This is a genomic window from Klebsiella sp. HN106, assembly GCF_051209435.1.
GTDB lineage: Bacteria > Pseudomonadota > Gammaproteobacteria > Enterobacterales > Enterobacteriaceae > Klebsiella > Klebsiella oxytoca.
In genome coordinates, this window is sequence record NZ_JBLURD010000007.1 from 1 (window position 1) to 25,982 (window position 25,982).

Here is a 25,982-nt window from a genome sequence, read left to right on the forward strand (position 1 = left end):
GAGACTTGGTATTCATTTTTCGTCCGAAGACGTTAAGAATCCATGTCACTTTGAGTGCCCACACAGATTGTCTGATAAATTGTTAAAGAGCAGTGCAACGCGGCTTTCGCTCACCGTTGCGAGGTCCCGTATAATACGTTTTCCTCATTCAGAGTCAAGCGTTTAATTTCGCTTTTCTCTGCCGGTATTCATCGCTGAATCCCGCTGACCCGGCGGGCTGTAAGCCGTTGTTCCGTGTCAGTGGGAGCGCATTATAGGGCGTAATTTCAAAGTGACAAGCGGTATTTTCAAAAAAAAACTCACCCGCTTAATTTTCAGCCAAATCGCCAGCAGGAAAGAGATTATTGCCTGGTTTTTAAACAAAAACGAGCCCCAGGGGCCCGTTTTTGCTGTTTTGTGATTTACTGCACTGCCACTATCCGGTCATCTTTCACAACCAGTTGCACTGCTTTACCCGGTATCAATTCACCGGAGAGGATCTGCTGCGCCAGCGGGTTTTCGATCTGTTGCTGGATAGCACGTTTCAGAGGACGTGCGCCATAAACAGGATCGTATCCATTTTCGCTCAGCAATTTCAGCGCTTCATCAGACATGTGGACTTCGTAGCCGCGTTCCTCAAGTCGTTTATACAACCGCTGCAGCTGAATCTGCGCGATAGAAGCAATATGTTTTTCACCCAGCGGATGGAAGACAACCACTTCGTCAATACGGTTGATAAACTCTGGACGGAAGCTTTGACTAACCACGCCCAGCACCATCTCCTTCATATGGCCATAATCCAGTGCCCCAAAGCGTTCCTGAATAAGGTCGGAGCCAAGGTTAGAAGTCATGATGACCACCGTATTACGGAAGTCGACCGTTCTCCCCTGCCCATCGGTCAAACGTCCATCATCCAGCACCTGCAGCAGAATGTTAAAGACATCCGGGTGCGCTTTTTCCACTTCATCCAGCAGGATGACAGAATAAGGACGACGACGGACCGCCTCGGTCAGATAGCCGCCTTCTTCATAGCCCACGTATCCCGGAGGCGCCCCAACCAGACGTGAAACGGAATGTTTCTCCATAAACTCTGACATGTCGATACGTACCATTGCATCGTCGCTATCGAACATAAAGTTGGCCAGAGCTTTACAGAGTTCTGTTTTACCCACCCCGGTAGGCCCAAGGAACAGGAACGAGCCAATCGGCCTGTTAGGATCGGATAAACCAGCACGGCTACGGCGAATCGCGTTAGATACTGCTTCCACCGCTTCGTTCTGACCAATAACGCGGCTATGCAAATCCTGCTCCATACGCAGCAGTTTCTCACGTTCACCTTCAAGCATTCTGGCCACCGGAATACCCGTCCAGCGAGCCAGCACTTCCGCGATTTCGGCATCCGTTACTTTGTTACGCAGCAGACGCATCGTTTTGCCTTCAGACTGCGTTGCCGCCGCCAGCTGTTTTTCCAGCTCAGGGATCTTGCCATACTGGAGCTCGGACATTCGCGCCAGATCGCCGACGCGACGCGCCTGCTCAATGGCGATTTTAGCCTGTTCCAGTTCAGCCTTAATGGTCTGAGTGCCGGAAAGCGAGGCTTTTTCAGCCTTCCACTCTTCCTCTAATTCTGAGTACTGACGTTCTTTATCCGCCAGTTCCTCATTTAGCATATCCAGTCGCTTAATGCTGGCGTCATCAGACTCTTTCTTCAGCGCCTGCTGCTCCAGCTTGAGCTGGATGATACGGCGGTCGAGCCGGTCCAGCTCTTCCGGTTTTGAGTCAATCTGCATCCGAATGCTGGAAGCGGCTTCATCGATCAGGTCGATGGCTTTATCCGGCAGCTGTCGATCGGCAATATAACGATGGGACAGCGTGGCTGCCGCCACAATCGCCGGGTCGGTGATCTGCACGTGATGGTGCAGTTCATACCGTTCTTTCAGACCACGCAAAATCGCAATGGTATCCTCAACAGTCGGCTCCGCCACGAATACTTTCTGGAAACGACGTTCCAGAGCGGCATCTTTCTCAATATACTGCCGGTATTCATCCAGCGTTGTGGCACCCACACAGTGCAGTTCACCGCGCGCCAGCGCCGGTTTCAGCATGTTGCCGGCATCCATTGCACCGTCTGCTTTACCTGCCCCCACCATCGTGTGCAGCTCATCGATAAACAGGATAACGTTACCTTCCTGCTTAGCGAGATCGTTCAGTACGCCTTTTAAGCGTTCTTCAAACTCACCGCGGTATTTGGCACCCGCCACCAGCGCGCCCATATCCAGCGCCAGAACTCGACGGCCCTTCAGCCCTTCCGGCACCTCGCCGTTAACGATCCGCTGCGCCAGCCCCTCAACAATGGCCGTTTTACCTACGCCAGGCTCACCGATGAGCACCGGGTTATTTTTGGTACGACGCTGCAGAACCTGAATCGTACGACGAATTTCTTCATCACGACCGATGACCGGGTCAAGCTTGCCCTGCTCGGCACGCTCGGTCAGATCGACGGTAAATTTTTTCAATGCCTGACGTTGATCTTCGGCACCCTGATCGTTCACGCTTTCACCTCCGCGCATTTGTTCAATCGCCTGACTCACGTTGGCGGTTGTTGCTCCGGCAGATTTTAAAAGGTCGGTCAGCGTACCGCGTGATTCAAGCGCAGCCAGAACGAACAGTTCTGACGAAATAAAGTTGTCCTTTCTCTTTTGCGCCAGCTTGTCGCAAAGGTTCAGAATACGCACTAAGTCCTGGGACGGTTGAACATCACCACCGGTACCTTCCACCTGCGGCAAACGGCTTAGCGCCTGTTCAATATTCGTGCGTAGCTCTCCGGCGTTGATGCCAGCCGAAGTTAATAAAGGACGTACCGATCCCCCTTCCTGATTCAGCAAGGCGCTCATAAGATGAAGAGGTTCGATGAATTGGTTGTCGTGCCCAAGCGCAAGGGACTGGGCATCGGCAAGAGCAAGCTGGAATTTATTGGTAAGACGATCCAGACGCATAACTCCTCCCATAACAGGTCAAATTTGCTACTGGAGATTAAATGAGGTCATCCCTCAATTATTCAAGGTTAAAGACCTGAACTATGCAAAAATAAGTTTGCCTTCTGGATCGTCTTAGTTCGGCAGGTTATATCAGCCAGATGAAACTTGCCATACGACCCGTCATCTTGTCGCGGCGATAAGAGAAAAAATCATCCTTTTCGCTGAGGGTACAGCGGTCACCGCCGTAAATCTGCTCAACGCCAACGCCCGCCAGACGCTGACGAGCCAGTTGATAAATATCAGCAAAATATTTTTCGCCCGCGGGACGAAATGCACGTTCCGCCAGGGCATCTTTTGCCATAAAAGCTTCCCGCACTTCCGGGCCGACCTCAAACGCATCCGGCCCAATGGCGGGCCCAAGCCAGGCCATGATATTTTCCGGTTTATCGGCGAAACAGGCGATGGTTTCTTCCAGTACGCCTTCGCACAGCCCTCGCCAACCGGCATGCGCAGCCGCAACTTCAGTACCCGCGCGGTTACAAAAAAGCACCGGCAGGCAGTCAGCGGTCATCACCGCGCAGACCGTCCCCGGCACATTGCAGTACGAAGCATCCGCTCGCTTTGACTCGTACGGCCCGCCATCGAGTCGCAAAACTGCCGTACCGTGAACCTGCTCCAGCCATACCGGATATGACGGCAGGCCGCCAGCGGCGAACATACGCCGACGGTTCTCTTCTACGTACTGTAGATTGTCTCCACAATGGGCGCCGAGATTAAGTGAATCGTATGGCGATAAACTTACCCCGCCAGCGCGCGTAGAACTACAGGCAGCCACGCCTTCCGGCATCGGCCATTGCGGTACAATCAGTTTAGTCATAGCCAGTCGATATCGTCTTTATGGGCTTCAAAATCCGCGCGCATGGCATCAATCAAATCCACCATGTCCTGTGGAATTGGCGCATGCCATTCCATCTCAATTCCGCTGATCGGATGGTATAAGCGTAGCATGGTGGCATGCAGCGCCTGACGATCGAACTTCCGCAGGGCAGCGATGAACTCTTCGGATGCCCCTTTGGGCGGACGCGGGCGACCGCCGTAGACCTGATCGCCCACCAGCGGGTGAGTAATGTGCGCCATATGTACGCGAATCTGGTGCGTACGGCCGGTTTCCAGGCGCAGGCGCAGCCGAGTATGGATGCGAAAATGCTCCATAATCCGGTAGTGTGTTACCGCCGGTTTTCCCATGGGATGTACCGCCATATGCGTACGCTTGGTCGGGTGGCGGCTAATCGGTTCTTCAACCGTTCCGCCAGCCGTCATATGACCAATCGCCACCGCCTCATACTCGCGGGTGATTTCGCGCAGCTGCAGGGACTCCACCAGTCGGGTTTGCGCCGGAATAGTCTTCGCGACCACCATCAAACCGGTGGTGTCTTTATCAAGACGGTGCACAATCCCCGCACGCGGCACGTCAGCAATGGCCGGATAGTAGTGCAACAGCGCATTCAGCACAGTACCGTCAGGGTTGCCCGCGCCAGGATGCACAACTAAATCGCGCGGTTTATTAATTACGAGGATGTCATCATCTTCATAAACGATATTGAGCGGAATATCCTGTGCCTGGAAACGAACTTCTTCTTCGATTTCAACATCGATAGCAATCGTCTCCCCTCCCAGAACTTTCTCTTTCGGCTTGTCGCTGACGCTGCCGTTTACCAGCACTCTCTGGTCAAGGATCCATTCTTTTATGCGCGAACGCGAATAATCCGGGAACAATTCGGCCAAAGCCTGATCTAAGCGTTGTCCGAGTTGATTTTCGGACACCGTTGCGTTGAGTTGTACTCGTTGTGCCATATACAGCTTCTTCGTTTTAACGTTGGGTTTTACGGCTTTGCCGTTTAATATAGTGTGCTATTGTAGCTGGTCTTAATCGGGAGCAGGAACAGAGATTCTCCCGCATAAACATTTTGAGGAAGTCAAAACGTCATGACGCGCATGAAATACCTGGTGGCAGCAGCCACACTGAGCCTGGCTTTGGTGGGTTGCTCTGGCTCAAAGGAGGAGGTGCCCGATAATCCGCCGAATGAGATCTACGCGACCGCTCAGCAAAAGCTGCAGGACGGTAACTGGAAACAGGCAATAACGCAACTGGAAGCGTTGGATAACCGTTATCCCTTTGGACCTTATTCCCAACAGGTGCAGTTGGACCTGATTTATGCGTACTACAAAAACGCAGACCTGCCGCTGGCTCAGGCAGCCATCGATCGCTTTGTACGCCTGAACCCTACGCATCCTAACATTGATTACGTCATTTATATGCGTGGTCTGACAAATATGGCGTTGGATGACAGTGCGCTGCAGGGCTTCTTTGGCGTCGATCGCTCCGATCGCGACCCACAACACGCGCGTGATGCCTTTAACGACTTCTCCAGGCTGGTCCGTGGCTATCCTAACAGTCAGTACTCTACCGATGCTTACAAGCGTATGGTGTTCCTGAAGGATCGCCTGGCGAAGTACGAGCTGTCAGTGGTCGATTACTATACCGATCGTGGCGCATGGGTTGCAGTGGTTAACCGCGTCGATGGCATGCTGCGTAATTACCCGGATACGCAGGCCACCCGTGATGCGCTACCGAAGATGGAAAATGCCTACCGTCAGATGCAAATGAACGCTCAGGCTGACAAGGTTGCGAAGATCATTGCGGCTAACAGCAAGAACACCTGATAGTCGGTCGCTAAACAAAACGGCAGCCCAAGGGCTGCCGTTTTTTTATTCGTTAAATAGTTTAGCTGAAGCGGTTTAGCCCCGAGTTAACTCATCAAATATGGCTCTCTTTCTGCCATTCGACAAGTAAAATCTCGCCTGTTCCTGTCCTTTCTCACAAAACAGATTCGTTGACAAAAAGTGACAATAAAATGTGATTTAAATCACGCTTTTTGACATTAGGCGAGGTATGCTGAATTCACCAAGACGGGAAAGACAAGAGGTAAAATTTATGACAATGAACATTACCAGTAAACAAATGGAAATTACTCCGGCAATTCGCCAGCACGTCGCAGACCGTCTCGCCAAACTGGATAAATGGCAAACTCACTTAATCAACCCGCATATCATCCTCTCTAAGGAGCCGCAGGGTTTTGTCGCTGACGCAACCATCAATACGCCGAACGGTCACCTGGTTGCCAGCGCACGGCACGAAGACATGTATGCCGCAATCAACGAATTGATCAACAAGCTGGAACGGCAGCTAAATAAAGTGCAACACAAAGGGGAAGCCCGCCGCGCCGCCACATCGGTGAAAGAGGCAGGCTTTGTGGAAGAAGAAGAGTAATCCTTAACTTAAGCTTGTGTCATGCCACGCGCCTTCGGGCGCGTTTTTTATTGACAGAGTGAAAACAGTACAGGTACTGTAATCCCCACTAACTCAAGGAATTCATCGTGAAACTCATCCCGTTCTTCTTCGCATTCTTTTTTACCTTCCCCTGAATGGGAGGCAATTCGTCGTGTGATAAAGAATGCGAAGACGAACAATAAGGCCTCCCAAAAGGGAGGCCTTTTTTATTGATAATCAATAACAAGAAAGGCAACACATATGACCGAGGAAAACCCATTACTGGCCCTACGCGATAAGATCAGCGCTCTGGATGAAAAACTGCTGGCGCTGCTGGCGGAACGCCGCGGCCTGGCCGTAGAGGTTGGAAAAGCCAAGCTGGCATCGCACCGGCCGGTGCGGGATATCGACCGCGAGCGCGATCTGCTTGAACGCCTGATGACGCTGGGAAAAAAACACCATCTTGATGCCCACTACATCACACGCCTGTTTCAACTCATTATTGAAGACTCGGTCCTTACCCAGCAAACGCTGCTCCAGCAGCATCTGAATAAAATTAATCCGCACTCTGCACGAGTCGCGTTTCTCGGGCCCAAAGGTTCATACTCGCATCTTGCGGCTCGTCAGTATGCCGCCCGCCACTTTGAACAGTTTATCGAAAGCGGCTGCGCTAAATTCGCGGATATCTTTGAGCAAGTGGAAACCGGTCAGGCTGATTACGCCGTCGTCCCTATTGAAAATACCAGTTCTGGCGGCATCAATGATGTTTATGACCTTCTGCAGCACACCAGCCTATCTATCGTTGGCGAGCTGACGCTGCCTATCGATCACTGCGTGCTGGTTTCAACATCCACCGATGCGCAACAGATTACGACGGTCTACAGCCATCCGCAGCCGTTCCAGCAGTGCAGCCAGTATCTAAGCCGCTATCCGCACTGGAACATTGAATATACCGATAGCACGTCTTCGGCGATGGAAAAGGTCGCTCAGGCAAAATCGCCAACCGTTGCCGCTCTGGGCAGCGAAGCAGGCGGAGCGCTGCACGGTTTGCAGGTACTGGAACATTGCCAGGCTAACCAGACGCAAAACATCACCCGCTTCCTCGTTCTGGCGCGTAAAGCGGTGGAGGTCTCCGATCAGGTGCCGGCGAAAACCACTCTGTTGATGGCTACCGGCCAGCAAGCCGGGGCCCTGGTAGAAGCGCTACTGGTGCTGAGAAACCATAACCTGATTATGACCAAGCTGGAATCGCGTCCTATTCATGGCAATCCGTGGGAAGAGATGTTTTATCTGGATATCCAGGCCAACCTGGAGTCAATGCCAATGCGTAAGGCATTAAAAGAGCTGGCCGAGATAACCCGTTCAATGAAAGTACTGGGATGTTATGCCAGCGAAAACGTGGTGCCGGTCGATCCGGTTTAACGTTCTGTAAACGGCAACTTCTTCATCCCTGCCACGGTCACCGGCAGGGTGAAGATCGCGCCGGAAAGCGGATATTTCGCCCGCTCTTCAGCATCCATATTCTCCCGCGTGGTCGTGATATAGAGCGTTTTCATATCCGCTCCGCCAAAGCACACCATCGTCGGGCAACGCACCGGTAGACGGTACTCCTCCAGTTGCTCGCCCGTCGGAGAAAAGCGCGCAATACGCCAACCGTCAAACATCGCGCTCCAGTAGCAACCTTCAGTATCGATGGCCGCGCCATCAGGAATGCCCTCACCGGGCTGAAAGCGACGAAAGACCTCGCGTTTACCCACCTCGCCCTGCTCATCCAGCGGTGTACGATAGATAACGGCATTGGGCGTATCCGAGGTATACATCCACCGCTTGTCTTCACTAAATGCCAGACCGTTGGCGCCATGAATGTCGCACTGGATAACCTGCGGAGAGAGATCGTTATCAACGCGCATCAAGAGCGCGCCGTTAAAATCTCCCGGTCCCCAGAAAGTCCCGACATAAAAGCGGCCATCGCGATCGGTTCCGCCATCGTTAAAACGGGCTAATTGCGGATTACTGGGGTTATCGCAGACTTTTCGCTGCAGTAATCCATGAACATCGGTGAGCCAGATACCGCTACGTAAAGCGACGATAAAACCGCCCTTTTCGCGTAGTGCAAAACAGCCGGGCTCTTCGGGAAACTGCAGTACCTGATGATCGCCCGTCTGCACGTCGTAGCGATGAATTTCGCACTCCATAATATCGGCCCAGTACAATGCCTGTTCGGCTTCGCTCCAGGTCGGACATTCCGGTAAATGCCCGGTGTAATCAAACAGCGGTTGTGGTTCAGCCATCGTTTTCATCCCTATAAAAAAAGCCAGCGGGTCACCCCTCTGGCTTTATTGTATACGTCTTTTAACACTTACTGCCGATTATCATTTGCCTGACGCAGCAACGTCCGGCTTTCGCTCTGGAAGCGCTGGGCATAATCACCGAACCAGTGCTCGACCTTACGGAAGCTGTCAATGAATGCCTGTTTATCCCCTTGTTCCAGCAGGCCGATAGCTTCACCGAAGCGCTGGTAGTAGCGCTTAATCAGCGCCAGGTTGTTTTCTGAGGACATAATAATATCTGCGTAGAGCTGCGGATCCTGGGCGAACAGCCGGCCAACCATCGCCAGTTCAAGGCGATAAATCGGTGACGACAGCGCCAGAAGTTGCTCAAGTCGCACGTTCTCTTCGGCCAGGTGCAGGCCATAAGCGAAGGTGGCAAAGTGGCGCAACGCCTGAATAAAGGCCATGTTCTGATCGTGTTCGACGGCGCTAATACGATGGAGCCGCGCGCCCCAGACCTGGATTTGTTCCAGGAACCACTGGTACGCCTCAGGCTGGCGGCCATCGCAATACACCACGACCTGCTTCGCCAGGCTGCCGCTGTCAGGCCCAAACATGGGGTGTAATCCCAATACCGGTCCGTTATGCGCGGCCAGCATCGCCTGTAGCGGTTCCGCTTTCACCGAGGCCAGGTCGACCAGAATGCAGTCCGCCGGCAGCGGCGGCAGTTGAGCAATCGTTGCCGCTGTTGTGTGAATCGGTACGCTGACGATGACCATTCCGGCATCGGCGACGATCTCCTCGGCCCGAGACCAGTCGTCTTTCTCGAGGATACGCACCTGATATCCGGAAAGCGTCAGCATTTTTTCAAACAGTCGCCCCATTTGCCCGCCGCCGCCGACGATCACCACCGGACGCAGATTCGGATAAAGCGTTTTAAAACCTTTATCGTTCTCGCTGGAGTAAGACTCACGCATGACGCGACGCAAAACATCTTCGATAAGATCCGGCGGAACCCCTAGCGCCTCAGCCTCCTCACGGCGGGAGGCCAGCATCGCCGATTCACGTTCAGGGACGTAAATCGGCAGACCGTATTGGCTTTTAACTTCTCCGACTTCCGCAACCAGCTCCAGGCGCTTAGCCAGCAGTTCCAGCAGCGCTTTATCGACTTCATCAATTTGATCGCGTAACGCGGTCAGTTCAGCAACCATATAATCCTCTTACGCCAGACGAGCCGCCAGATGGCCTCGCAGATCCTTATCAAGTTCGCGGAGCAACGCATCGGTGGTTTCCCAACTAATGCAGGCATCGGTCACGGAGACACCGTATTTCATATCGCAACGCGGCTGCTCAGAGGACTGGTTTCCTTCGTGGATATTGCTCTCAATCATCAGACCAATAATGGAACGATTACCATCTTTAATCTGCGCGACGACGGATTCAGCAACCGCAGGCTGGCGGCGGTAGTCTTTATTAGAATTCCCATGGCTGCAATCTACCATCAGAGAGGGTTTCAGTCCCGCCTGAGTCATCTCTTTTTCGCACTTCGCGACATCTTCCGGGCCGTAGTTGGGCGCTTTACCGCCACGCAGAATGACGTGTCCGTTTGGATTGCCCTGCGTTTGCAGCAGACACACCTGACCGGCCTGGTTAATACCGACGAAGCGGTGCGGCATTGCGGCAGCGCGCATGGCGTTAATTGCCGTTGCAAGGCTGCCATCGGTGCCGTTTTTAAAGCCGACCGGCATCGACAACCCGGAGGCCATCTCGCGGTGAGTCTGAGATTCTGTCGTACGCGCGCCGATGGCGGACCAGCTAAACAGATCGCCGAGGTATTGAGGACTGTTAGGATCCAACGCTTCCGTCGCTAACGGCAGCCCCATATTGACCAGCTCAACCAGCAGACGACGCGCAATTTTCAAGCCGCCTTCTACATCAAACGAACCATCCATATGCGGATCGTTAATCAGCCCTTTCCAGCCAACGGTGGTGCGGGGTTTCTCAAAATAGACGCGCATGACCAGATAGAGGCTATCGCTGACCTCTTCGGCAAGGGCTTTAAAACGACGAGCGTACTCAATGGCGGTTTCAGGATCGTGAATCGAACAAGGACCACATACCACCAACAGGCGCGGATCGCGACCGGCGATGATGTCAGAGATGGTCTGACGAGACTGCGCGATCTGCGCTTCCTGCTCAACGCTCAGAGGGAATTCAGCTTTCAACTGATCCGGCGTGATCAAAACCTGTTCGTCAGTAATATGTACGTTATTCAGCGCGTCTTTTTGCATGATTGCGATCCTGTATAGCTCGTTTGCGATAGTTATTGCCTCAGCGAGGATGACGTAACGATACCATATGAAGTAAAGATTTCAATCCATATTCCGTAAATTTTACTTTACAGTTATAAATTAAATCGCGCCAGATTCACTTCATGCTGTACAGTTATATTTACAACAAGCATGCAGGTTCAGCACTTCCCCTCTTTTCACTCCATTCTTTTACGAAAAATCCTGGTGAGAATTATCTTAAAGCGGCGGGGCTGGCTAATGACGGTTTTCAGCAATAATGCTATTCTTCGCCCGGGTTTCAGCAATCTGCATCCCCCGCGCTATGACAACCTGACGGATCCGTAATGACAGTTCTTCACCGTCTCTTTTTGACTTTAGTACTATCGCTCGTGGGTATCTCTGCTGTTGCCTCCGAACCGTCTGAAAATGTTCGGACGATCGTTTCGGGAATCGTGACCTATACACGCTGGCCGCAGTTATCCGGCCCGCCAAAGCTTTGTATTTTTTCGACATCACGTTATATCCATAGCCTGGCCGAAGAAGCACCGGAATTATTGCCTTATAAACCCGTGATTGTTCGTAATACGGAAGAAGCCTTACAGACGACCTGCGATGGTTTTTATTTTGGCAGTGAATCTCCGACTCAGCAGTCTGAATTTACAGCTAAATATGGAAACCGGCCCCTATTGCTTATTGCGGAACAAAACACCGATTGCTCTATTGGCAGCGCATTTTGCCTGCTTATAAACAATGAGAGAGTCAGATTTTCCGTAAATCTGGATGTACTGACGCACAGCGGCGTTCGGGTTAATCCCGATGTGCTGATGCTTGCCCGGAAAACATCACATGAATAAGGATTTTTCTCAGGCCCCGCGCCCCACATTTAAAAGAGCGCTACGCCGTATCAGCATGATAAGCGTTGTTATCTCTATGACACTGGTCTGGCTATTGCTCTGCGCCGCTTCCATATTCACACTCAAGCAATACGCACAAAAAAATCTGGAGCTCACCGCCGCCACGATGGGCCGTAGTCTGGAAGCCGCGCTGGTCTTTGGCGATAGCGCGGCGGCTGAAGATACCCTGGCCACGCTGGGCAAGCAGGGACAGTTTTCGCAGGCAATCCTGGTCGACGGTCGGCAGAAGCCCTTTGCCTCATGGCATAACGATGGCCTGGCCAGGCAGGATAAAGTCAGCGACGTTATCAGCAAATGGCTATTCCCGGAACCCACGGTACAACCTATCCTGCACCAGGGGAAAGTTATCGGTGAACTTCGTCTGACCGCGCTGGACAGGCTGATAAGCTATTTCCTCGGTATCTCAATTATTGTGCTAACCGGCAGCATTTTTCTCGCCTCATGCATTGCATTGCTGCTTACCCACTCGCTGCATCGCGGCATCGTGGCTGCGCTGCAGAGTATTACCGAGGTAGTCCATGATATCCGCGAAAATCGCCATTTCTCTCGTCGGGTCCCCGAAGAGCGTATTGAAGAGTTTCACCTCTTTGCCCTGGACTTTAATAGTCTGCTGGGCGAGATGGAGGACTGGCAGCGGCAGCTTCAGGCTAAAAATGCCCAGCTTCTGCGTAGCTCCTTGCACGATCCGTTGACCGGCCTGGCTAACAGAGCCGCTTTCCGCAACGTTATTAATGCGTTGATGAAAGACGAAACCGTCCATGGTAGTTCTGCGCTGCTTTTTCTTGACGGCGATAATTTCAAGCTCATTAACGATAACTGGGGCCATGCTGCCGGCGACAAGGTGTTAATTGAGGTCGCCAGCCGCCTGATGGCCTTTGTCGGCAAACAGCACCAGGCGTGGCGTCTCGGCGGCGATGAATTTGCCATTCTGCTGCGCAATGTTCATACAGAGGCTGAAGTTCAGGCACTCTGCAGCGCATTGTCGGAGCAGTTTATCCCGCCGTTTAATCTCCACAACGGCCACACCGTCAGGCTGTCGCTGAGTATTGGTTACGCGTTAACCTGGGAACATGCCTCCGCGGAAAATCTGCAAGAACTTGCCGACCAAAATATGTATCGGATGAAACACCAGCGCTTACAGCGAACGCAAAAATAAAAGGAATCACCATGATCGGGAAATATTTTGCTCCTGCTTTACTGGCCGCACTTTTTCTAAGCGGCTGTCAGGCTCCGCAAGGAAAATTCTCTGCAGAACAAATTGCAGCAATGAAGTCATATGGCTTTACTGAAGCCAATGGCGACTGGTCATTAGGAATATCTGACTCCATATTATTCGACAAAAACGACTATCACCTGCGTGCCGATAGCAAACAGCAAATTCGCACTATGGCTTCGCGTCTGGCCACCACCGGAATTACCCATAGTCGTCTCGAAGGACATACTGATAATTACGGCGAAGACGCTTACAACGAAATGTTATCGCTTAAACGCGCGAACAGCGTTGCGGATGCCTGGGCCGAAGGGGCAAATATTCCGCGCACCAATTTGACCACTCGCGGGCTCGGGAAAAAGTATCCGATAGCCAGCAACGCTACCGCACAAGGACGCGCTGAAAACCGCCGCGTCACGGTGGTTATCAGCACGCCTTAAGCACCTATTCGACTGACTTAGCCTCTGTCATCGCCGTTGCTGCGCGCCAGCGCAGATAATCAACGGCGAGACACATCGCGAGGCTAATCCCCATTAGCGGCAGCGCCAGCCCCAACATCACTGTGATAACGCCGATCGACAGACGAGCAGGCCATGCTAAGCCCAGCCACGCGTGGAGCAGCGTATTAGCCGGGTTAAAGGCCGAACTCGCGGGACGGCGTATCCACCACAAACGGTACCCCACCACGATCATCACGCAGAGTGCAATCCCGAATACGATAAGCAGTAGCTGATTGGCAAGCCCGAACAAAATTCCCATATGGAAATCCACGCCCCAGCGGGTTAGTTTAGCCATCAGCGGAAAGTCGGAAAAATGAGTGCGGTCCACGACCTGCATATTTGAACCATCGATCGCTACCGCATCAACCTGTGTCGGCCAGCTTCTGTCAATTTCATTTACCGTCCACGCCCGTCCGGAGGCCGACGGAGGACGAATCTCCAGCTTGCCTGCTTCCAGCCCGGACTTGCGAGCAGCCTGCAGGACCTCGTCAAAATCCTCTACGCGAAGTGGGACGTTCGTCTTCTCCATCGCCCCGTGTCTCATATGATGTTCCGCATGTGGATCCTGTATTGCCGGAGTGGTTCTTTCCAGCTGCGCGTTCACCTGCGGCGTCAACCAGCCAAAGGCGGCGCGCATCTTGTCGACGTTACTGCCCGCCCATTGTGACCAGGTCAAACCGGTCGCAGAGAATAACAGCATACCGATTAACAGCGCCCAGCCGAGAGAAACATGCAGGCGACGGTTATTCTGCACTCTATTATTTATACGACGACGCGGTCGGGTCATCGACCACAGCGCGATCCCGCCAAGAGCGGCAACCCACATCCAGGAGGCTGCCAGCTCGCTGTACAGTCGGCCTAAGTTACCCAGCAGCAAAGAGCGATGGGCATAATCAATCCACTGCCGCAGCGGCAAAATACCGCTGGTGCCGTAAACCGGCATATCACCTGTCACGCGTAACGTCACCGGATCGACAAAAATTGCCCGAGTTTCAGACTCGCCAAGATTTGGATCAATAAACATCACTCGGGTAGTATCGCCAGCCATAATCCCCGGTCGAACCGCGTGCAAACGGAGGTTTCCCTGGACCGCCTCCATTGCTACGGTAATTTGCGCGCTCAGCGGCTGCTTTTCGCCGCTGAGCGTCCCCTCCAGAGTCTCTTTATAGAGCCAGCTTTCCAGCTGCGGGGTGGCGACATAGAGCGTACCGGTTAGAGCCGCCACGAAGATAAACGGTCCGATAAACAGTCCGATATAGAAATGAAGACGACGCAGCAGGTTCAGCCATGCCGCGCGCGAGGTGCAGGTAGTCATACTTTTCCTTTTTGAGAGCAAAAGAGAACGTTGCGCAGTGCGCACATGATTTTTTAGTTAAGGAAGCAAGCAGACTGTTGCGGCGGAGCGCGGGTATGAGGGTAAAGCCAGGGAAAGTAGTGCCAGTGTTTCCGTTCCGGACGGAAAACCGGTGCGCTATAGCGTCGAAGCACCAGGCTGATCAGCAGTACCAGCGCAAAAATCATCCCTGGCACGTGGGCTAATAGTACGCAGTAGCCGCAGGCTTCAGCATGATCGACCGGCATGCTGTGCGCGTGTTCCGCAATCGAGGCGTCAGTATGCATCATGGGCATCTGATGTGATGGCATCTCTTGCGTCATTTCCATCGTTAAATGGTGCATACCGCTCATCGGATCTTTTTGCAGCGCGACAGAGATCAGCGGCGCCACCACGATCAGCAGGATCGCAAACAGCACCAGCCACGCGGCGTGCCGTTGTGATGCCGGGTGATGAAAAATAGTGCTGACCACGGTCCCTCCGAATGAGGGCCATATTGTAAATGATTCTCAATGAAATAGTTAAAATGAAGATAAAAAAAGGGCTGGCCCATCAGGCCAGCCCTCTCATTCAGGATGTCGCGAAAGCGAATCTTAGTTAAGACGCTCTTTGATACGAGCAGACTTACCGGTACGCTCACGCAGGTAGTACAGTTTAGCTTTACGTACAGCACCACGACGTTTGACAGAAATGCTGTCAACTACCGGAGAGTGAGTCTGGAAGACACGCTCAACGCCTTCGCCGTTGGAAATTTTGCGAACAGTGAATGCAGAGTGCAGACCGCGGTTACGAATAGCGATAACCACGCCCTCGAATGCCTGCAGACGTTTTTTGGAACCTTCAACAACCCATACTTTCACTTCCACGGTATCACCCGGACGGAAGGAAGGTACGTCCTGCTTCATCTGTTCTTGTTCAAGTTGCTTAATAATGTTGCTCATAATTTAATCTCTTATCCTGGGTAAACTGATATTGGGGGCTTACGCCATCCCATCATGTTTATGTTGCTGTTGCGCGAGTTCCTTTTTGAACTCCGCCAGCAACCTTGCTTGCTCTTCAGTCAGAGCCAGGTTTTCCAAAAGTTCAGGTCTTCTAAGCCAGGTTCGGCCCAGCGACTGCTTCAGACGCCAGCGACGTATCTCCGCATGGTTTCCCGACAGCAATACCGGCGGTACTTCCATACCTTCTAACACTTCAGGGCGCGTATAGTGCGGGCAATCCAGCAATCCTTCAGCAAACGAATCTTCGATTGCCGAAGCTTCATGACCCAGAACCCCCGGAATAAACCGGGAAACGGAATCAATCAGCGTCATTGCCGGTAGCTCACCACCGCTGAGAACGTAATCGCCGATTGACCATTCTTCATCAATTTCGGTCTGAATTACGCGCTCATCTACGCCTTCGTAGCGACCGCACACCAAAATCAGCTTCTGATTTGTTGCCAGTTCGCTGACGCCAGCTTGATCAAGCTTGCGCCCCTGAGGTGAAAGATAAATCACCTTTGCGCCTTCACCTGCCGCGGCTTTTGCTGCATGAATCGCATCCCGCAAAGGTTGCACCATCATTAGCATCCCCGGTCCGCCGCCGTAAGGACGATCGTCCACGGTACGGTGCCGGTCATGAGCGAAATCTCGAGGACTCCAGCTCTGGATGCTCAGCAGGCCATTTTTTACTGCCCGGCCAGTTACCCCGTAATCGGTAATTGCGCGGAACATTTCTGGAAACAGGCTAACGATACCTATAAACACAAGCCAATCCCCATAGTGCCGTTTTTTACCGTTTATTCGGAGAATTTAAAAACCAGGATCCCAATCTACTTCGATAGTACGAGTAGCGAGATCGACTTTCTTGATAACCTGCCCATCGAGGAACGGAACCAGCCGCTCCTTGATACCAAATGCATCTTTCAGGTTTGCCTTGATGACGAGAACGTCATTAGACCCGGTTTCCATCATGTCGATGACTTTACCGAGGCTATAGCCTTCAGTGGTCACTACCTGGCAGCCCATCAGGTCTTTCCAGTAATAGTCACCCTCTTCAAGCGCAGGCAGCTGCGATGAATCCACAACAATTTCGCAATTAGTCAATAGATTCGCTGCATCGCGATCGTCAATGCCTTTCAGCTTAATGACGATATCCTGATTGTGGTGGCGCCAGCTTTCCAGCTCAACAACCTGCCACTGACCCGCCTTCTGGATAAACCAGGGCTGATAGTCAAAAATGCTTTCGGCGTCTTCGGTGGAGGAAAACACTCTGAGCCAACCACGGATACCGTAGGAAGAACCCATTTTGCCCAATACAATCGGATCAACAGGTGCTTGTGCGGTGTGTTGCTTGCTCATCATGACCACCGTGACAGATTAAGCTGCTTTGTTAGCGGCTTTGATCAGCGCAGCTACGCGATCGGAAACAGTCGCGCCCTGGCCAACCCAGTGAGCGATACGATCCAGATCCAGACGAGTTCCTTCTTCGGTCGCAGAAGCGATCGGGTTGAAGAAACCAACGCGCTCGATGAAGCGACCGTTGCGTGCATTACGGCTGTCGGTAACAACAACCTGGTAGAACGGACGCTTTTTCGCGCCGTGACGTGCTAAACGAATAGTAACCATAACATCCTCTTGTGTGAATAAAACACCGGGCCCCATCGAGGAACGGAGCCCGGTGTCATATTAAAAGCCCGAAAATTTTACTGATTTCTGGGGAAATTGCAATCAGCAGTTATAAACTCTGCTGTGGAAGGGCACCGCAGATACCCTAAATTGGGTACCTGCGAGTAATTCATAGCCAGAGCGCGCCAACAATGGGACAGGAAAGAAGGGCGCGCCGGCAGCAATAGCCACAATACTATCGGCCTCCGGGGAAACCTGGCGGCATCATACCTTTCATTCCACGCATCATCTTCATCATGCCGCCTTTCGACTTCATCTTCTTCATCATGCGCTGCATATCGTCAAACTGCTTGAGCAGACGGTTCACATCCTGCACCTGCATTCCGCAGCCTGCGGCGATACGGCGCTTACGCGAACCTTTAATAATTTCCGGTTTAGCGCGCTCTTTCAGCGTCATCGAGTTGATGATGGCTTCCATACGCACCAGCACTTTGTCGTCCATTTGCGATTTAACGTTGTCCGGTATCTGCCCCATGCCCGGCAGCTTGCCCATCAGGCTGGCCATACCGCCCATGTTTTTCATCTGACGCAGCTGTTCAAGGAAATCGGTCAAGTCAAAACCATCGCCTTTTTTCAGCTTAGAGGCCAGCTTTTCAGCCTGCGCGCGGTCGACCTTACTTTCGATATCTTCGATCAGGGACAGGACATCGCCCATGCCGAGAATACGGGAAGCGATACGATCCGGATGGAACGGCTCCAGCGCTTCGGTTTTTTCGCCCACCCCGAGGAATTTAATCGGCTTGCCGGTGATATGACGAATCGACAGCGCCGCGCCGCCGCGGGCGTCGCCGTCCACTTTGGTCAATACAACACCGGTTAACGGTAGCGCTTCGTTAAACGCTTTCGCGGTATTCGCCGCATCCTGGCCGGTCATCGCATCGACAACGAACAGGGTTTCTACCGGGTTAAGCGTTGCATGGACCTGCTTAATCTCGTCCATCATCGCTTCATCAACGTGCAGACGACCAGCGGTATCCACCAGCAGCACGTCGTAGAATTTGAGCTTCGCTTCTTTCAGCGCGGCATTAACGATATCAACCGGTTTCTGGCCAACGTCAGACGGAAAGAAATCGACGCTAACCTGCTCTGCCAGCGTTTCCAGCTGTTTGATCGCCGCGGGACGATAAACGTCAGCGGAAACCACCAGGACTTTCTTCTTGTGCTTTTCACGCAAGAATTTACCCAGCTTAGCGACGCTGGTCGTTTTACCCGCCCCCTGCAAACCGGCCATCAGAACTACGGCAGGCGGCTGCGCGGCTAAATCGAGCGCCTGGTTCTCTTCGCCCATCGCGGCAACCAGTTCGTTGCGCACGATTTTGACGAACTCCTGCCCCGGGGTCAGGCTTTTATTAACTTCATGACCAACTGCGCTCTCTTTTACACGGTTGATGAAGTCGCGAACCACAGGCAGAGCAACGTCCGCCTCCAGCAGCGCCATGCGCACTTCGCGCAGAGTATCTTTAATATTGTCTTCAGTAAGGCGTCCGCGGCCGCTAATGTTGCGCAGCGTACGCGACAAACGATCGGTTAAATTATCAAACATTGTCTCTCGCCTGAGGTGGAAACGGTCGGTCGCCGCAGCGACACAAAAACGGAATGGGCGCAGTATAACACGACATAAACGCGAATGTGCTGCAACGGTTGGAGCCAGACTCGCGTGACGTTATACTGCTTCTCTCTACTATTTAGTCAACAGTCGACGCGCATATGCCTGTTTTTGCTCTACTCGCCCTTGTCGCCTACTCCATCAGCCTCGCGCTGATCGTCCCTGGTCTGTTACAAAAAAACAGCAGCTGGCGGCGGATGGCGATTCTTTCCGCAACTATTGCGTTGATTTGTCACGCCTTTGCGCTGGAGTCACGCATTTTTCCCGGCGGCGAAAGCGGGCAAAACCTCAGCTTATTAAACGTGGGATCGCTGGTTAGCCTGATGATCTGTACGGTGATGACCATCGTCGCATCGCGCAATCGCGGCTGGCTGCTGCTGCCCATTGTCTACACCTTCGCCCTGATCAACCTCGCGTTCGCCACCTTTATGCCGAACGAGTACATCACGCATCTGGAAACCACGCCGGGGATGTTGGTCCACATCGGCCTGTCGCTCTTTTCTTATGCTACGCTGATTATCGCCGCGCTCTACGCTCTGCAGCTGGCGTGGATTGACTATCAGTTAAAGAACAAACGATTGACCTTCAGTAGCGAAATGCCGCCGCTGATGAGCATCGAACGTAAAATGTTTCATATCACCCAGATAGGCGTGGTGCTGTTAACCCTGACGCTGTGTACCGGGCTGTTTTACATGCATAACCTGTTTAGTGCGGAAAACATTGATAAAGCCGTACTCTCTATCGTGGCGTGGTTCGTTTATATCGTCCTGCTTTGGGGCCACTATCATGAAGGGTGGCGCGGACGCCGGGTCGTCTGGTTTAACGTGACTGGCGCAGGCCTGCTGACGCTGGCCTACTTTGGTAGCCGCGTATTGCAACAGTTCATGAGCTAAGTCTTTAAGGAATCCCTAGTGGAACATATCTCCACCACCACGCTGATCGTAACGCTGATCATCATGGTGGTTATCTCCGCCTATTTCTCCGGTTCTGAAACCGGCATGATGACGCTAAATCGCTATCGCCTGCGTCATATGGCCAAACAGGGTAATCGTCAGGCAAAACGCGTTGAAAAGCTGCTGCGCAAACCTGACCGTCTGATTAGCCTGGTCCTCATTGGCAATAATCTGGTTAATATTCTCGCTTCGGCGCTCGGCACCATCGTGGGTATGCGCCTGTACGGCGATGCAGGCGTTGCCATTGCCACCGGGGTTCTGACGTTCGTGGTGCTGGTATTTGCGGAAGTGCTGCCCAAAACCATTGCGGCGCTCTACCCGGAAAAGGTCGCCTATCCCAGCAGCCTTCTGCTCGCGCCGCTGCAAATACTGATGATGCCGCTGGTGTGGTTGCTCAACACCATCACCCGCATTCTGATGCGCATCATGGGCATTAAAACCGATATCGTCATTAGCGGGGCGCTCAGCAAAGATGAACTGCGTACTATCGTTAATGAATCACGCTCGCAAATCTCCCGCCGCAATCAGGACATGCTGCTGTCGGTTCTGGATCTCGAGAAAGTTAGCGTGGACGACATCATGGTCCCGCGCAATGATATCGTCGGTATTAATATTAACGACGACTGGAAGTCCATTGTCCGCCAACTGACCCACTCTCCCCACGGCCGCATCGTGCTGTACCGCGACACCCTTGACGATGCCATCAGCATGCTGCGGGTACGCGAAGCTTATCGCCTGATGACGGAGAAAAAAGAGTTCACAAAAGAGGTAATGCTGCGCGCCGCCGACGAAATTTACTTCGTGCCGGAAGGGACGCCGCTCAGCACCCAACTGGTAAAATTCCAGCGCAACAAAAAGAAAGTGGGCCTGGTGGTGGATGAATATGGGGATATTCAGGGCCTGGTCACGGTTGAGGATATCCTCGAAGAGATCGTCGGCGATTTTACGACCTCCATGTCGCCTACGCTTGCAGAAGAGGTAACGCCGCTTAACGATGGTTCAGTGATTATCGACGGTACCGCCAACGTACGTGAAATCAATAAAGCATTTAACTGGCATCTGCCGGAAGATGAAGCGCGAACCATTAACGGTATCATTCTGGAAGCTCTCGAAGAGATCCCTGCCCCCGGCACCCGCGTGCGCATTGAACAGTATGATATCGATATTCTTGATGTTCAGGAGAATATGATTAAACAGGTGAAGGTTATGCCCGTAAAACCCATTCGTGAAAGCGTGGCGGAGTCATAGCATACCTGGCACGGTGCAGGTCTGAATAGAAAAACGGCTACCTCATGGTAGCCGTTTCGCTTATTTACTTCGCTTTCGCTACGGTTACCATCGCCGCGCGAATAGTACGGCCATTCAAGGTGTAGCCCTTTTGCATAATGCCCAGAACGTTACCTGCCGGTACGTCCTCGGACTCAACCATCGCAATGGCCTGATGCACGTTCGGATCCAGCGGCACGTTAGTATCGCCAATGACTTCCACGCCAAACTTACGAACCACGTCCAGCATCGACTTCAGCGTCAGTTCGATACCTTCAACCATCGGCGCCATATCCGGGTTGGCTTTATCAGCCACTTCCAGGGCGCGGTCCAGGCTGTCGATGACCGGCAACAGTTCGTTGACGAACTTCTCAAGCGCAAACTTATGCGCTTTTTCGATATCCTGCTCGGTACGACGGCGCAGGTTATCTTCATCGGCTTTCGCACGCAGCAATACTTCACGTTCGCGCTTCTGGGCTTCAACGAGCTGAGCTTCCAGATTCGCAATTTTTTCATCGCGCGGATCCACCTGCTCAGCCGAAACCTCAGGCTCTACCGCCTCAACGTCATCGTGCTGCTCCGTGATAATTTCTTCCGGGGCTTGCCCCTCAGGCGTTTTCTGTTCTTTACTACTCATGAATTTCTCCGCGTTTTTTTTCGCATTCATCTCGCTAACTTCGCTTATTATGGGGATCAGTTTCCGGGTTTCAAGGGAACGCAGCCAGATTGTCACTATTCATTTAACTCAAGGACATCCAGATCATGAAGAATCACTTCAAGTGTATAGGCATTGTGGGACACCCTCGTCACCCAACCGCGCTGACCACACATGAAATGCTCTGGCGCTGGCTGTCCAGCAAAGGTTATGAAGTTCTGGTTGAGCAGCAAATCGCTCATGAATTACAGCTCAGCAATGTGAAGACCGGGACGCTGGCGGAAATTGGCCAGCAGGCAGACCTGGCCGTCGTGGTTGGCGGCGATGGTAATATGCTCGGCGCGGCGCGGACGCTGGCGCGCTACGATATTAACGTTATTGGCATTAACCGCGGAAATCTCGGCTTTCTGACCGACCTCGATCCGGACAACGCGCTACAGCAGCTCGCTGATGTGCTCGAAGGCCACTATATCGCCGAAAAACGCTTCCTTCTGGAAGCTCAGGTCTGTCAGCAGGATTGCCAGAAGCGTATCAGCACGGCGATTAACGAAGTCGTCCTGCACCCCGGTAAAGTAGCGCATATGATTGAGTTTGAAGTCTATATTGACGAGGTGTTTGCTTTCTCTCAGCGCTCAGATGGGCTCATCATCTCCACGCCTACCGGCTCCACGGCCTATTCCCTCTCCGCCGGCGGGCCGATCCTTACCCCTTCGCTGGATGCTATCACCCTGGTGCCTATGTTCCCGCATACGCTTTCGGCCCGGCCGCTGGTGATCAACGGTGACAGTACTATTCGCCTGCGTTTTTCGCAGCGCTGCAGCGACCTCGAAATTAGCTGCGATAGCCAGATAGCGCTGCCCATTCAGGATGGAGAAGATGTGCTGATCCGCCGGTGTGATTATCACCTTAATCTCATCCATCCTAAAGATTACAGCTATTTCAATACATTAAGCACTAAGCTTGGCTGGTCGAAAAAATTGTTCTGATTTTATAGCCAGCCCCTTTACTGGATAAAAAACCCGATTATACTGTACGAAAACACAGTAATGGTTTTTCATACAGGAAGGCAGCTATGTTGGCACAACTCACTATCAGTAATTTTGCTATCGTTCGTGAGCTGGAAATCGATTTTCACAGCGGTATGACCGCCATTACCGGCGAGACCGGCGCCGGTAAATCGATCGCTATCGACGCGCTGGGGCTGTGCCTGGGCGGTCGGGCGGAAGCCGATATGGTGCGCAGAGGCGCCAGCCGGGCTGATTTATGCGCGCGCTTCTCCCTGAAAGACACGCCGGCCGCACAACGCTGGCTGGAACAAAACCAGCTGGAAAGCGGGCGTGAGTGTTTACTTCGCCGCGTTATCAGCGCAGACGGCCGCTCTCGCGGCTTTATTAACGGTACGGCGGTGCCTTTATCCCAGCTCCGCGAACTGGGACAGCTTCTTATCCAGATCCATGGCCAGCATGCGCACCAACTGCTGACTAAGCCCGAACATCAGAAGACCTTACTTGATGGCTATACCGGTGAGTATGCGCTTACTCAGCTAATGGCTGAACGCTATCGTCAGTGGCACAAAAGCTGCCGCGATCTGGCGCAGCATCAGCAGCAAAGCCAGGAGCGCGCCGCGCGTGCGGATCTGGTGCAGTATCAACTAAAAGAGCTCAACGAGTTTAATCCGCAGCCGGGCGAATTCGAGCAAATTGATGAAGAGTACAAACGTCTGGCCAACAGCGGTCAATTGCTGTCGACCTGTCAGCATGCGCTGTCGGTGATGGCAGACGGCGAAGAATCCAATCTGCAAAGCCAGCTCTATGCCGCAAAGCAGCTGGTGAGCGAGCTGGTTGGTATGGACAGTAAACTCTCCGGAGTGCTGGATATGCTTGAAGAAGCATCTATTCAGCTTAGCGAAGCCACGGACGAGCTGCGTCATTATCACGATCGCCTCGATCTCGATCCGAATCGTCTGTTCGAACTGGAACAACGTATCTCCCGACAGATTGCCCTGGCGCGCAAGCATCAAATTACGCCCGAGGAGCTTCCAGAATTTTACCAGTCACTGCTGGAAGAGCAGCGTCTGCTGGATGATAGCGCCGGTTCCCTGGAATCCCTCAGTCAGATGGTCGTGGAGCATCATCAGTTAGCCCTTGAGACGGCGAAGCAGCTACATGCCCTGCGTCAGAATAGCGCTGATGAGCTGACTCGGTTAATTACGGAGAGTATGCACTCACTTTCAATGCCACACGGTGTATTCTCCATTGATGTCGCGTTTGATGAGCGTCATCTCACCGCTGAAGGCGCAGACCATATTGAATTCCGGGTAACCACCAACCCGGGTCAGCCGCTGCAGCCAATCGCTAAAGTTGCTTCCGGAGGCGAACTCTCGCGTATTGCGCTGGCGATTCAGGTGATCACTGCGCGGAAAATGGAAACTCCGGCATTGATTTTTGATGAAGTAGATGTCGGTATCAGTGGCCCTACGGCAGCGGTGGTGGGCAAACTGCTGCGCCAGCTAGGTGAGTCAACCCAGGTGATGTGCGTTACCCACTTACCGCAGGTGGCCGGTTGCGGACATCATCATTTCTTCGTCTGCAAGGAAACAGACGGTGAAATGACCGAGACGCATATGCACCCTCTGGATAAACGCGCTCGCTTGCAGGAACTGGCCCGTCTGCTGGGCGGCAGTGAAGTCACTCGTAACACTCTGGCAAACGCGAAAGAGTTGCTTGCCGCGTAAACTTTTTGATTTTCACAGAGTCATAGTGAACAGCAAATTGCCGATAGACCTGCAGCCGAAGGTTCTCAACCGGGCAAAGGTCTATTATCATCGGCATATTACAGATGAGCCACGTACTGCTCGGGCCCAAAAAGGAATCAAATCACTATGCGCTGTAAAACGCTGACTGCTGCCGCAGCGGTTCTTCTTATGTTGACCGCAGGCTGTTCCACTCTGGAACGAGTGGTTTACCGTCCTGACATCAACCAGGGTAACTATCTGGCACCAACCGATGTAGCAAAAGTTCGTGTCGGCATGACGCAACAACAGGTTGCCTATGCCTTGGGTACGCCGATGATGTCGGATCCGTTTGGCACTAATACCTGGTTCTACGTTTTCCGTCAGCAGCCTGGGCATGAAAAAGTTACCCAGCAGACGCTTACCCTGACCTTTAACAGCAGCGGTGTGCTGACCAACATTGATAACAAACCTGCCCTGACGGCGGAGTAATAAAGCTATCAATACACAAAAAGCGCTCATTGAGCGCTTTTTTTTATATCTGCATCTTTGGTGCGAAACGGTTACTTTCCGGCGTTTTTCTCCGCCCGCTGACGACGTAGCTCTTTCGGGTCAGCAATCAACGGACGATAGATTTCCACCCGATCGCCATCATGGACGCGATCCTGAAGCTTAGCCGGGCGGCTATAAATTCCCACTTTGTTTTTCGTCAGATCGATATCGTCACGTAGCGCCAGAAGACCGCTGGCAACAATCGCCTGCTCGACCGTCGCCCCCTCCTCAAGCTTGACGCTTTGCAGATACTGTTTTTCCGGCAACGCGTAGGCCACTTCAACCACGATTTTAGCCGGCACTGTAGACCTCTTTAGCGCGCGTCGTAAATGCCTGCACCATATTCATAGCCAGTTCTTTGAAGATACGACCAAACGCCATTTCAATCAGTTTATTGGTGAATTCAAAATCGAGATGAAACTCAATTTTGCACGCTTCCGGGCTTAAGGGGATAAATTTCCAGCCGCCAATCAGCTTTTTAAACGGACCATCGACCAGACTCATTAGGATACTCTGGTTACTGGTGAGCGTATTTCGCGTTGTGAAGGTCTTACTGATACCCGCTTTGGATACGTCAACCGCCGCAGTCATTTGCGTCGGCCCAAGCTCCAGAACCCGGCTACCGGTACAGCCCGGCAGAAAATCAGGGTAGGACTTTACATCATTTACCAGTTGATACATCTGTTCAGCACTGAACGGCACCAGCGCGGTACGGCTAATCTGAGGCATAGCAGGTTCCACATA

Annotated in this window: 28 protein-coding genes and 1 other annotated feature; of the genes, 12 read left to right on the top strand and 16 right to left on the bottom strand. The window is 52.7% G+C overall.

Annotated features, from left to right (window positions below; all coding sequences use genetic code 11):
* Nucleotides 1–401: 401 nt before the first annotated feature.
* The 3 genes from clpB to rluD all read right to left on the bottom strand — a co-directional run bounded on the left by clpB (nucleotide 402) and on the right by rluD (nucleotide 4,811).
* Nucleotides 402–2,975, bottom strand: coding sequence for an ATP-dependent chaperone ClpB (gene clpB / locus ACSIPU_RS17200; protein WP_004104610.1), 2,574 nt, complete (start codon nucleotides 2,973–2,975; stop codon nucleotides 402–404).
* Between the two features lie 127 nt (nucleotides 2,976–3,102).
* Nucleotides 3,103–3,834, bottom strand: coding sequence for a purine nucleoside phosphorylase YfiH (gene yfiH, locus ACSIPU_RS17205; protein WP_004104612.1), 732 nt, complete (start codon nucleotides 3,832–3,834; stop codon nucleotides 3,103–3,105).
* Entirely contained in the window at nucleotides 3,831–4,811 is a 981-nt protein-coding gene (rluD, locus tag ACSIPU_RS17210; RefSeq protein ID WP_004104614.1) for a 23S rRNA pseudouridine(1911/1915/1917) synthase RluD, read from the bottom strand. Before rluD ends, yfiH begins: the two co-directional genes overlap by 4 nt.
* Nucleotides 4,812–4,943: 132 nt before the next feature.
* Here rluD and bamD point away from each other — a divergent pair, with 132 nt between their 5' ends.
* From bamD to pheA, 4 genes are all read left to right on the top strand, one after another.
* Nucleotides 4,944–5,681, top strand: a complete 738-nt coding sequence (gene bamD, locus ACSIPU_RS17215) for an outer membrane protein assembly factor BamD (RefSeq protein ID WP_004104615.1) — start codon at nucleotides 4,944–4,946, stop codon at nucleotides 5,679–5,681.
* Nucleotides 5,682–5,952: 271 nt separating this feature from the next.
* Complete coding sequence (gene raiA, locus ACSIPU_RS17220; RefSeq protein ID WP_004104616.1) at nucleotides 5,953–6,288, top strand: ribosome-associated translation inhibitor RaiA; 336 nt, start codon at nucleotides 5,953–5,955, stop codon at nucleotides 6,286–6,288.
* Between the two features lie 106 nt (nucleotides 6,289–6,394).
* Nucleotides 6,395–6,519, top strand: a sequence feature (Phe leader region).
* On the top strand, nucleotides 6,396–6,443 hold the full coding sequence (pheL, locus tag ACSIPU_RS17225) for a pheA operon leader peptide PheL (protein ID WP_101706155.1): 48 nt from the start codon (nucleotides 6,396–6,398) through the stop codon (nucleotides 6,441–6,443). Its footprint overlaps the feature before it by 48 nt.
* A 30-nt stretch (nucleotides 6,520–6,549) precedes the next feature.
* Nucleotides 6,550–7,710, top strand: a complete 1,161-nt coding sequence (gene pheA, locus ACSIPU_RS17230; protein WP_004104617.1) for a bifunctional chorismate mutase/prephenate dehydratase — start codon at nucleotides 6,550–6,552, stop codon at nucleotides 7,708–7,710.
* Here the strand turns inward: pheA and ACSIPU_RS17235 are convergent.
* The 3 genes from ACSIPU_RS17235 to aroF form a co-directional block, all read right to left on the bottom strand.
* Nucleotides 7,707–8,579 (bottom strand): SMP-30/gluconolactonase/LRE family protein, encoded by an 873-nt coding sequence (locus ACSIPU_RS17235; protein ID WP_196551315.1) that lies wholly within the window; start codon nucleotides 8,577–8,579, stop codon nucleotides 7,707–7,709. The two genes, pheA and ACSIPU_RS17235, sit on opposite strands and share 4 nt — an antisense overlap.
* Nucleotides 8,580–8,647: 68 nt before the next feature.
* Nucleotides 8,648–9,769 (bottom strand): bifunctional chorismate mutase/prephenate dehydrogenase, encoded by a 1,122-nt coding sequence (gene tyrA / locus ACSIPU_RS17240; RefSeq protein ID WP_004104619.1) that lies wholly within the window; start codon nucleotides 9,767–9,769, stop codon nucleotides 8,648–8,650.
* Between the two features lie 9 nt (nucleotides 9,770–9,778).
* Nucleotides 9,779–10,849, bottom strand: coding sequence for a 3-deoxy-7-phosphoheptulonate synthase AroF (aroF, locus tag ACSIPU_RS17245; protein WP_004104620.1), 1,071 nt, complete (start codon nucleotides 10,847–10,849; stop codon nucleotides 9,779–9,781).
* 344 nt (nucleotides 10,850–11,193) lie between these two features.
* Between aroF and ACSIPU_RS17250 the strand changes: the two genes are divergently transcribed.
* From ACSIPU_RS17250 to ACSIPU_RS17260, 3 genes are read left to right on the top strand one after another with little or no spacing between them, the layout of a single operon-like run.
* Complete coding sequence (locus ACSIPU_RS17250) at nucleotides 11,194–11,703, top strand: YfiR family protein (RefSeq protein WP_004104622.1); 510 nt, start codon at nucleotides 11,194–11,196, stop codon at nucleotides 11,701–11,703.
* Complete coding sequence (dgcN, locus tag ACSIPU_RS17255; protein ID WP_004104624.1) at nucleotides 11,696–12,919, top strand: diguanylate cyclase DgcN; 1,224 nt, start codon at nucleotides 11,696–11,698, stop codon at nucleotides 12,917–12,919. The genes ACSIPU_RS17250 and dgcN overlap by 8 nt, the downstream gene beginning before the upstream one ends.
* Before the next feature lie 11 nt (nucleotides 12,920–12,930).
* Nucleotides 12,931–13,413, top strand: coding sequence for an OmpA family protein (locus ACSIPU_RS17260; RefSeq protein WP_004104626.1), 483 nt, complete (start codon nucleotides 12,931–12,933; stop codon nucleotides 13,411–13,413).
* A 4-nt stretch (nucleotides 13,414–13,417) separates the two neighbouring features.
* Here the strand turns inward: ACSIPU_RS17260 and ACSIPU_RS17265 are convergent, their stop codons facing one another.
* The 7 genes from ACSIPU_RS17265 to ffh form a co-directional block, all read right to left on the bottom strand.
* Nucleotides 13,418–14,788: a PepSY-associated TM helix domain-containing protein gene (locus ACSIPU_RS17265; protein WP_196557985.1), complete on the bottom strand. Its 1,371-nt coding sequence runs from the start codon at nucleotides 14,786–14,788 to the stop codon at nucleotides 13,418–13,420.
* A gap of 53 nt (nucleotides 14,789–14,841) precedes the next feature.
* Complete coding sequence (locus ACSIPU_RS17270; protein WP_196557984.1) at nucleotides 14,842–15,279, bottom strand: DUF2946 domain-containing protein; 438 nt, start codon at nucleotides 15,277–15,279, stop codon at nucleotides 14,842–14,844.
* Nucleotides 15,280–15,399: 120 nt separating this feature from the next.
* Nucleotides 15,400–15,747: a 50S ribosomal protein L19 gene (gene rplS, locus ACSIPU_RS17275; protein ID WP_004104634.1), complete on the bottom strand. Its 348-nt coding sequence runs from the start codon at nucleotides 15,745–15,747 to the stop codon at nucleotides 15,400–15,402.
* A 39-nt stretch (nucleotides 15,748–15,786) separates the two neighbouring features.
* Nucleotides 15,787–16,554 (bottom strand): tRNA (guanosine(37)-N1)-methyltransferase TrmD, encoded by a 768-nt coding sequence (trmD, locus tag ACSIPU_RS17280; RefSeq protein ID WP_004104636.1) that lies wholly within the window; start codon nucleotides 16,552–16,554, stop codon nucleotides 15,787–15,789.
* 45 nt (nucleotides 16,555–16,599) lie between these two features.
* Nucleotides 16,600–17,148 (bottom strand): ribosome maturation factor RimM, encoded by a 549-nt coding sequence (gene rimM / locus ACSIPU_RS17285; protein WP_004104638.1) that lies wholly within the window; start codon nucleotides 17,146–17,148, stop codon nucleotides 16,600–16,602.
* Between the two features lie 18 nt (nucleotides 17,149–17,166).
* Complete coding sequence (gene rpsP / locus ACSIPU_RS17290) at nucleotides 17,167–17,415, bottom strand: 30S ribosomal protein S16 (protein ID WP_004104640.1); 249 nt, start codon at nucleotides 17,413–17,415, stop codon at nucleotides 17,167–17,169.
* Between the two features lie 235 nt (nucleotides 17,416–17,650).
* Entirely contained in the window at nucleotides 17,651–19,018 is a 1,368-nt protein-coding gene (gene ffh / locus ACSIPU_RS17295) for a signal recognition particle protein (protein WP_004114506.1), read from the bottom strand.
* Between the two features lie 164 nt (nucleotides 19,019–19,182).
* Here ffh and ACSIPU_RS17300 point away from each other — a divergent pair, with 164 nt between their 5' ends.
* Nucleotides 19,183–19,974, top strand: a complete 792-nt coding sequence (locus ACSIPU_RS17300) for a cytochrome C assembly family protein (RefSeq protein WP_004104642.1) — start codon at nucleotides 19,183–19,185, stop codon at nucleotides 19,972–19,974.
* A gap of 18 nt (nucleotides 19,975–19,992) precedes the next feature.
* Nucleotides 19,993–21,282 carry an HlyC/CorC family transporter gene (locus tag ACSIPU_RS17305; RefSeq protein ID WP_004104643.1) on the top strand — a complete coding sequence of 430 codons (1,290 nt, stop codon included), beginning with the start codon at nucleotides 19,993–19,995 and terminating at the stop codon, nucleotides 21,280–21,282.
* 64 nt (nucleotides 21,283–21,346) lie between these two features.
* Here the strand turns inward: ACSIPU_RS17305 and grpE are convergent, their stop codons facing one another.
* The gene (gene grpE / locus ACSIPU_RS17310; RefSeq protein WP_004104644.1) at nucleotides 21,347–21,937 is read right to left on the bottom strand and encodes a nucleotide exchange factor GrpE; all 591 of its coding nucleotides are present in this window, start codon (nucleotides 21,935–21,937) and stop codon (nucleotides 21,347–21,349) included.
* A gap of 125 nt (nucleotides 21,938–22,062) precedes the next feature.
* On the opposite strand from grpE, the gene nadK reads away from it, so the two are divergent.
* From nadK to bamE, 3 genes are all read left to right on the top strand, one after another.
* Nucleotides 22,063–22,941, top strand: coding sequence for an NAD(+) kinase (nadK, locus tag ACSIPU_RS17315; RefSeq protein ID WP_004104646.1), 879 nt, complete (start codon nucleotides 22,063–22,065; stop codon nucleotides 22,939–22,941).
* 86 nt (nucleotides 22,942–23,027) lie between these two features.
* Entirely contained in the window at nucleotides 23,028–24,689 is a 1,662-nt protein-coding gene (recN, locus tag ACSIPU_RS17320) for a DNA repair protein RecN (protein WP_142447826.1), read from the top strand.
* Nucleotides 24,690–24,836: 147 nt separating this feature from the next.
* Nucleotides 24,837–25,178, top strand: a complete 342-nt coding sequence (gene bamE / locus ACSIPU_RS17325; protein ID WP_004104649.1) for an outer membrane protein assembly factor BamE — start codon at nucleotides 24,837–24,839, stop codon at nucleotides 25,176–25,178.
* 71 nt (nucleotides 25,179–25,249) lie between these two features.
* On the opposite strand, the gene ACSIPU_RS17330 is transcribed toward bamE, so the two are convergent.
* Both ACSIPU_RS17330 and ACSIPU_RS17335 read right to left on the bottom strand, forming a co-directional pair.
* Nucleotides 25,250–25,540 carry an RnfH family protein gene (locus ACSIPU_RS17330; RefSeq protein ID WP_004104651.1) on the bottom strand — a complete coding sequence of 97 codons (291 nt, stop codon included), beginning with the start codon at nucleotides 25,538–25,540 and terminating at the stop codon, nucleotides 25,250–25,252.
* Complete coding sequence (locus tag ACSIPU_RS17335; RefSeq protein ID WP_004104653.1) at nucleotides 25,530–25,967, bottom strand: type II toxin-antitoxin system RatA family toxin; 438 nt, start codon at nucleotides 25,965–25,967, stop codon at nucleotides 25,530–25,532. The genes ACSIPU_RS17330 and ACSIPU_RS17335 overlap by 11 nt, the downstream gene beginning before the upstream one ends.
* Nucleotides 25,968–25,982: the final 15 nt, after the last annotated feature.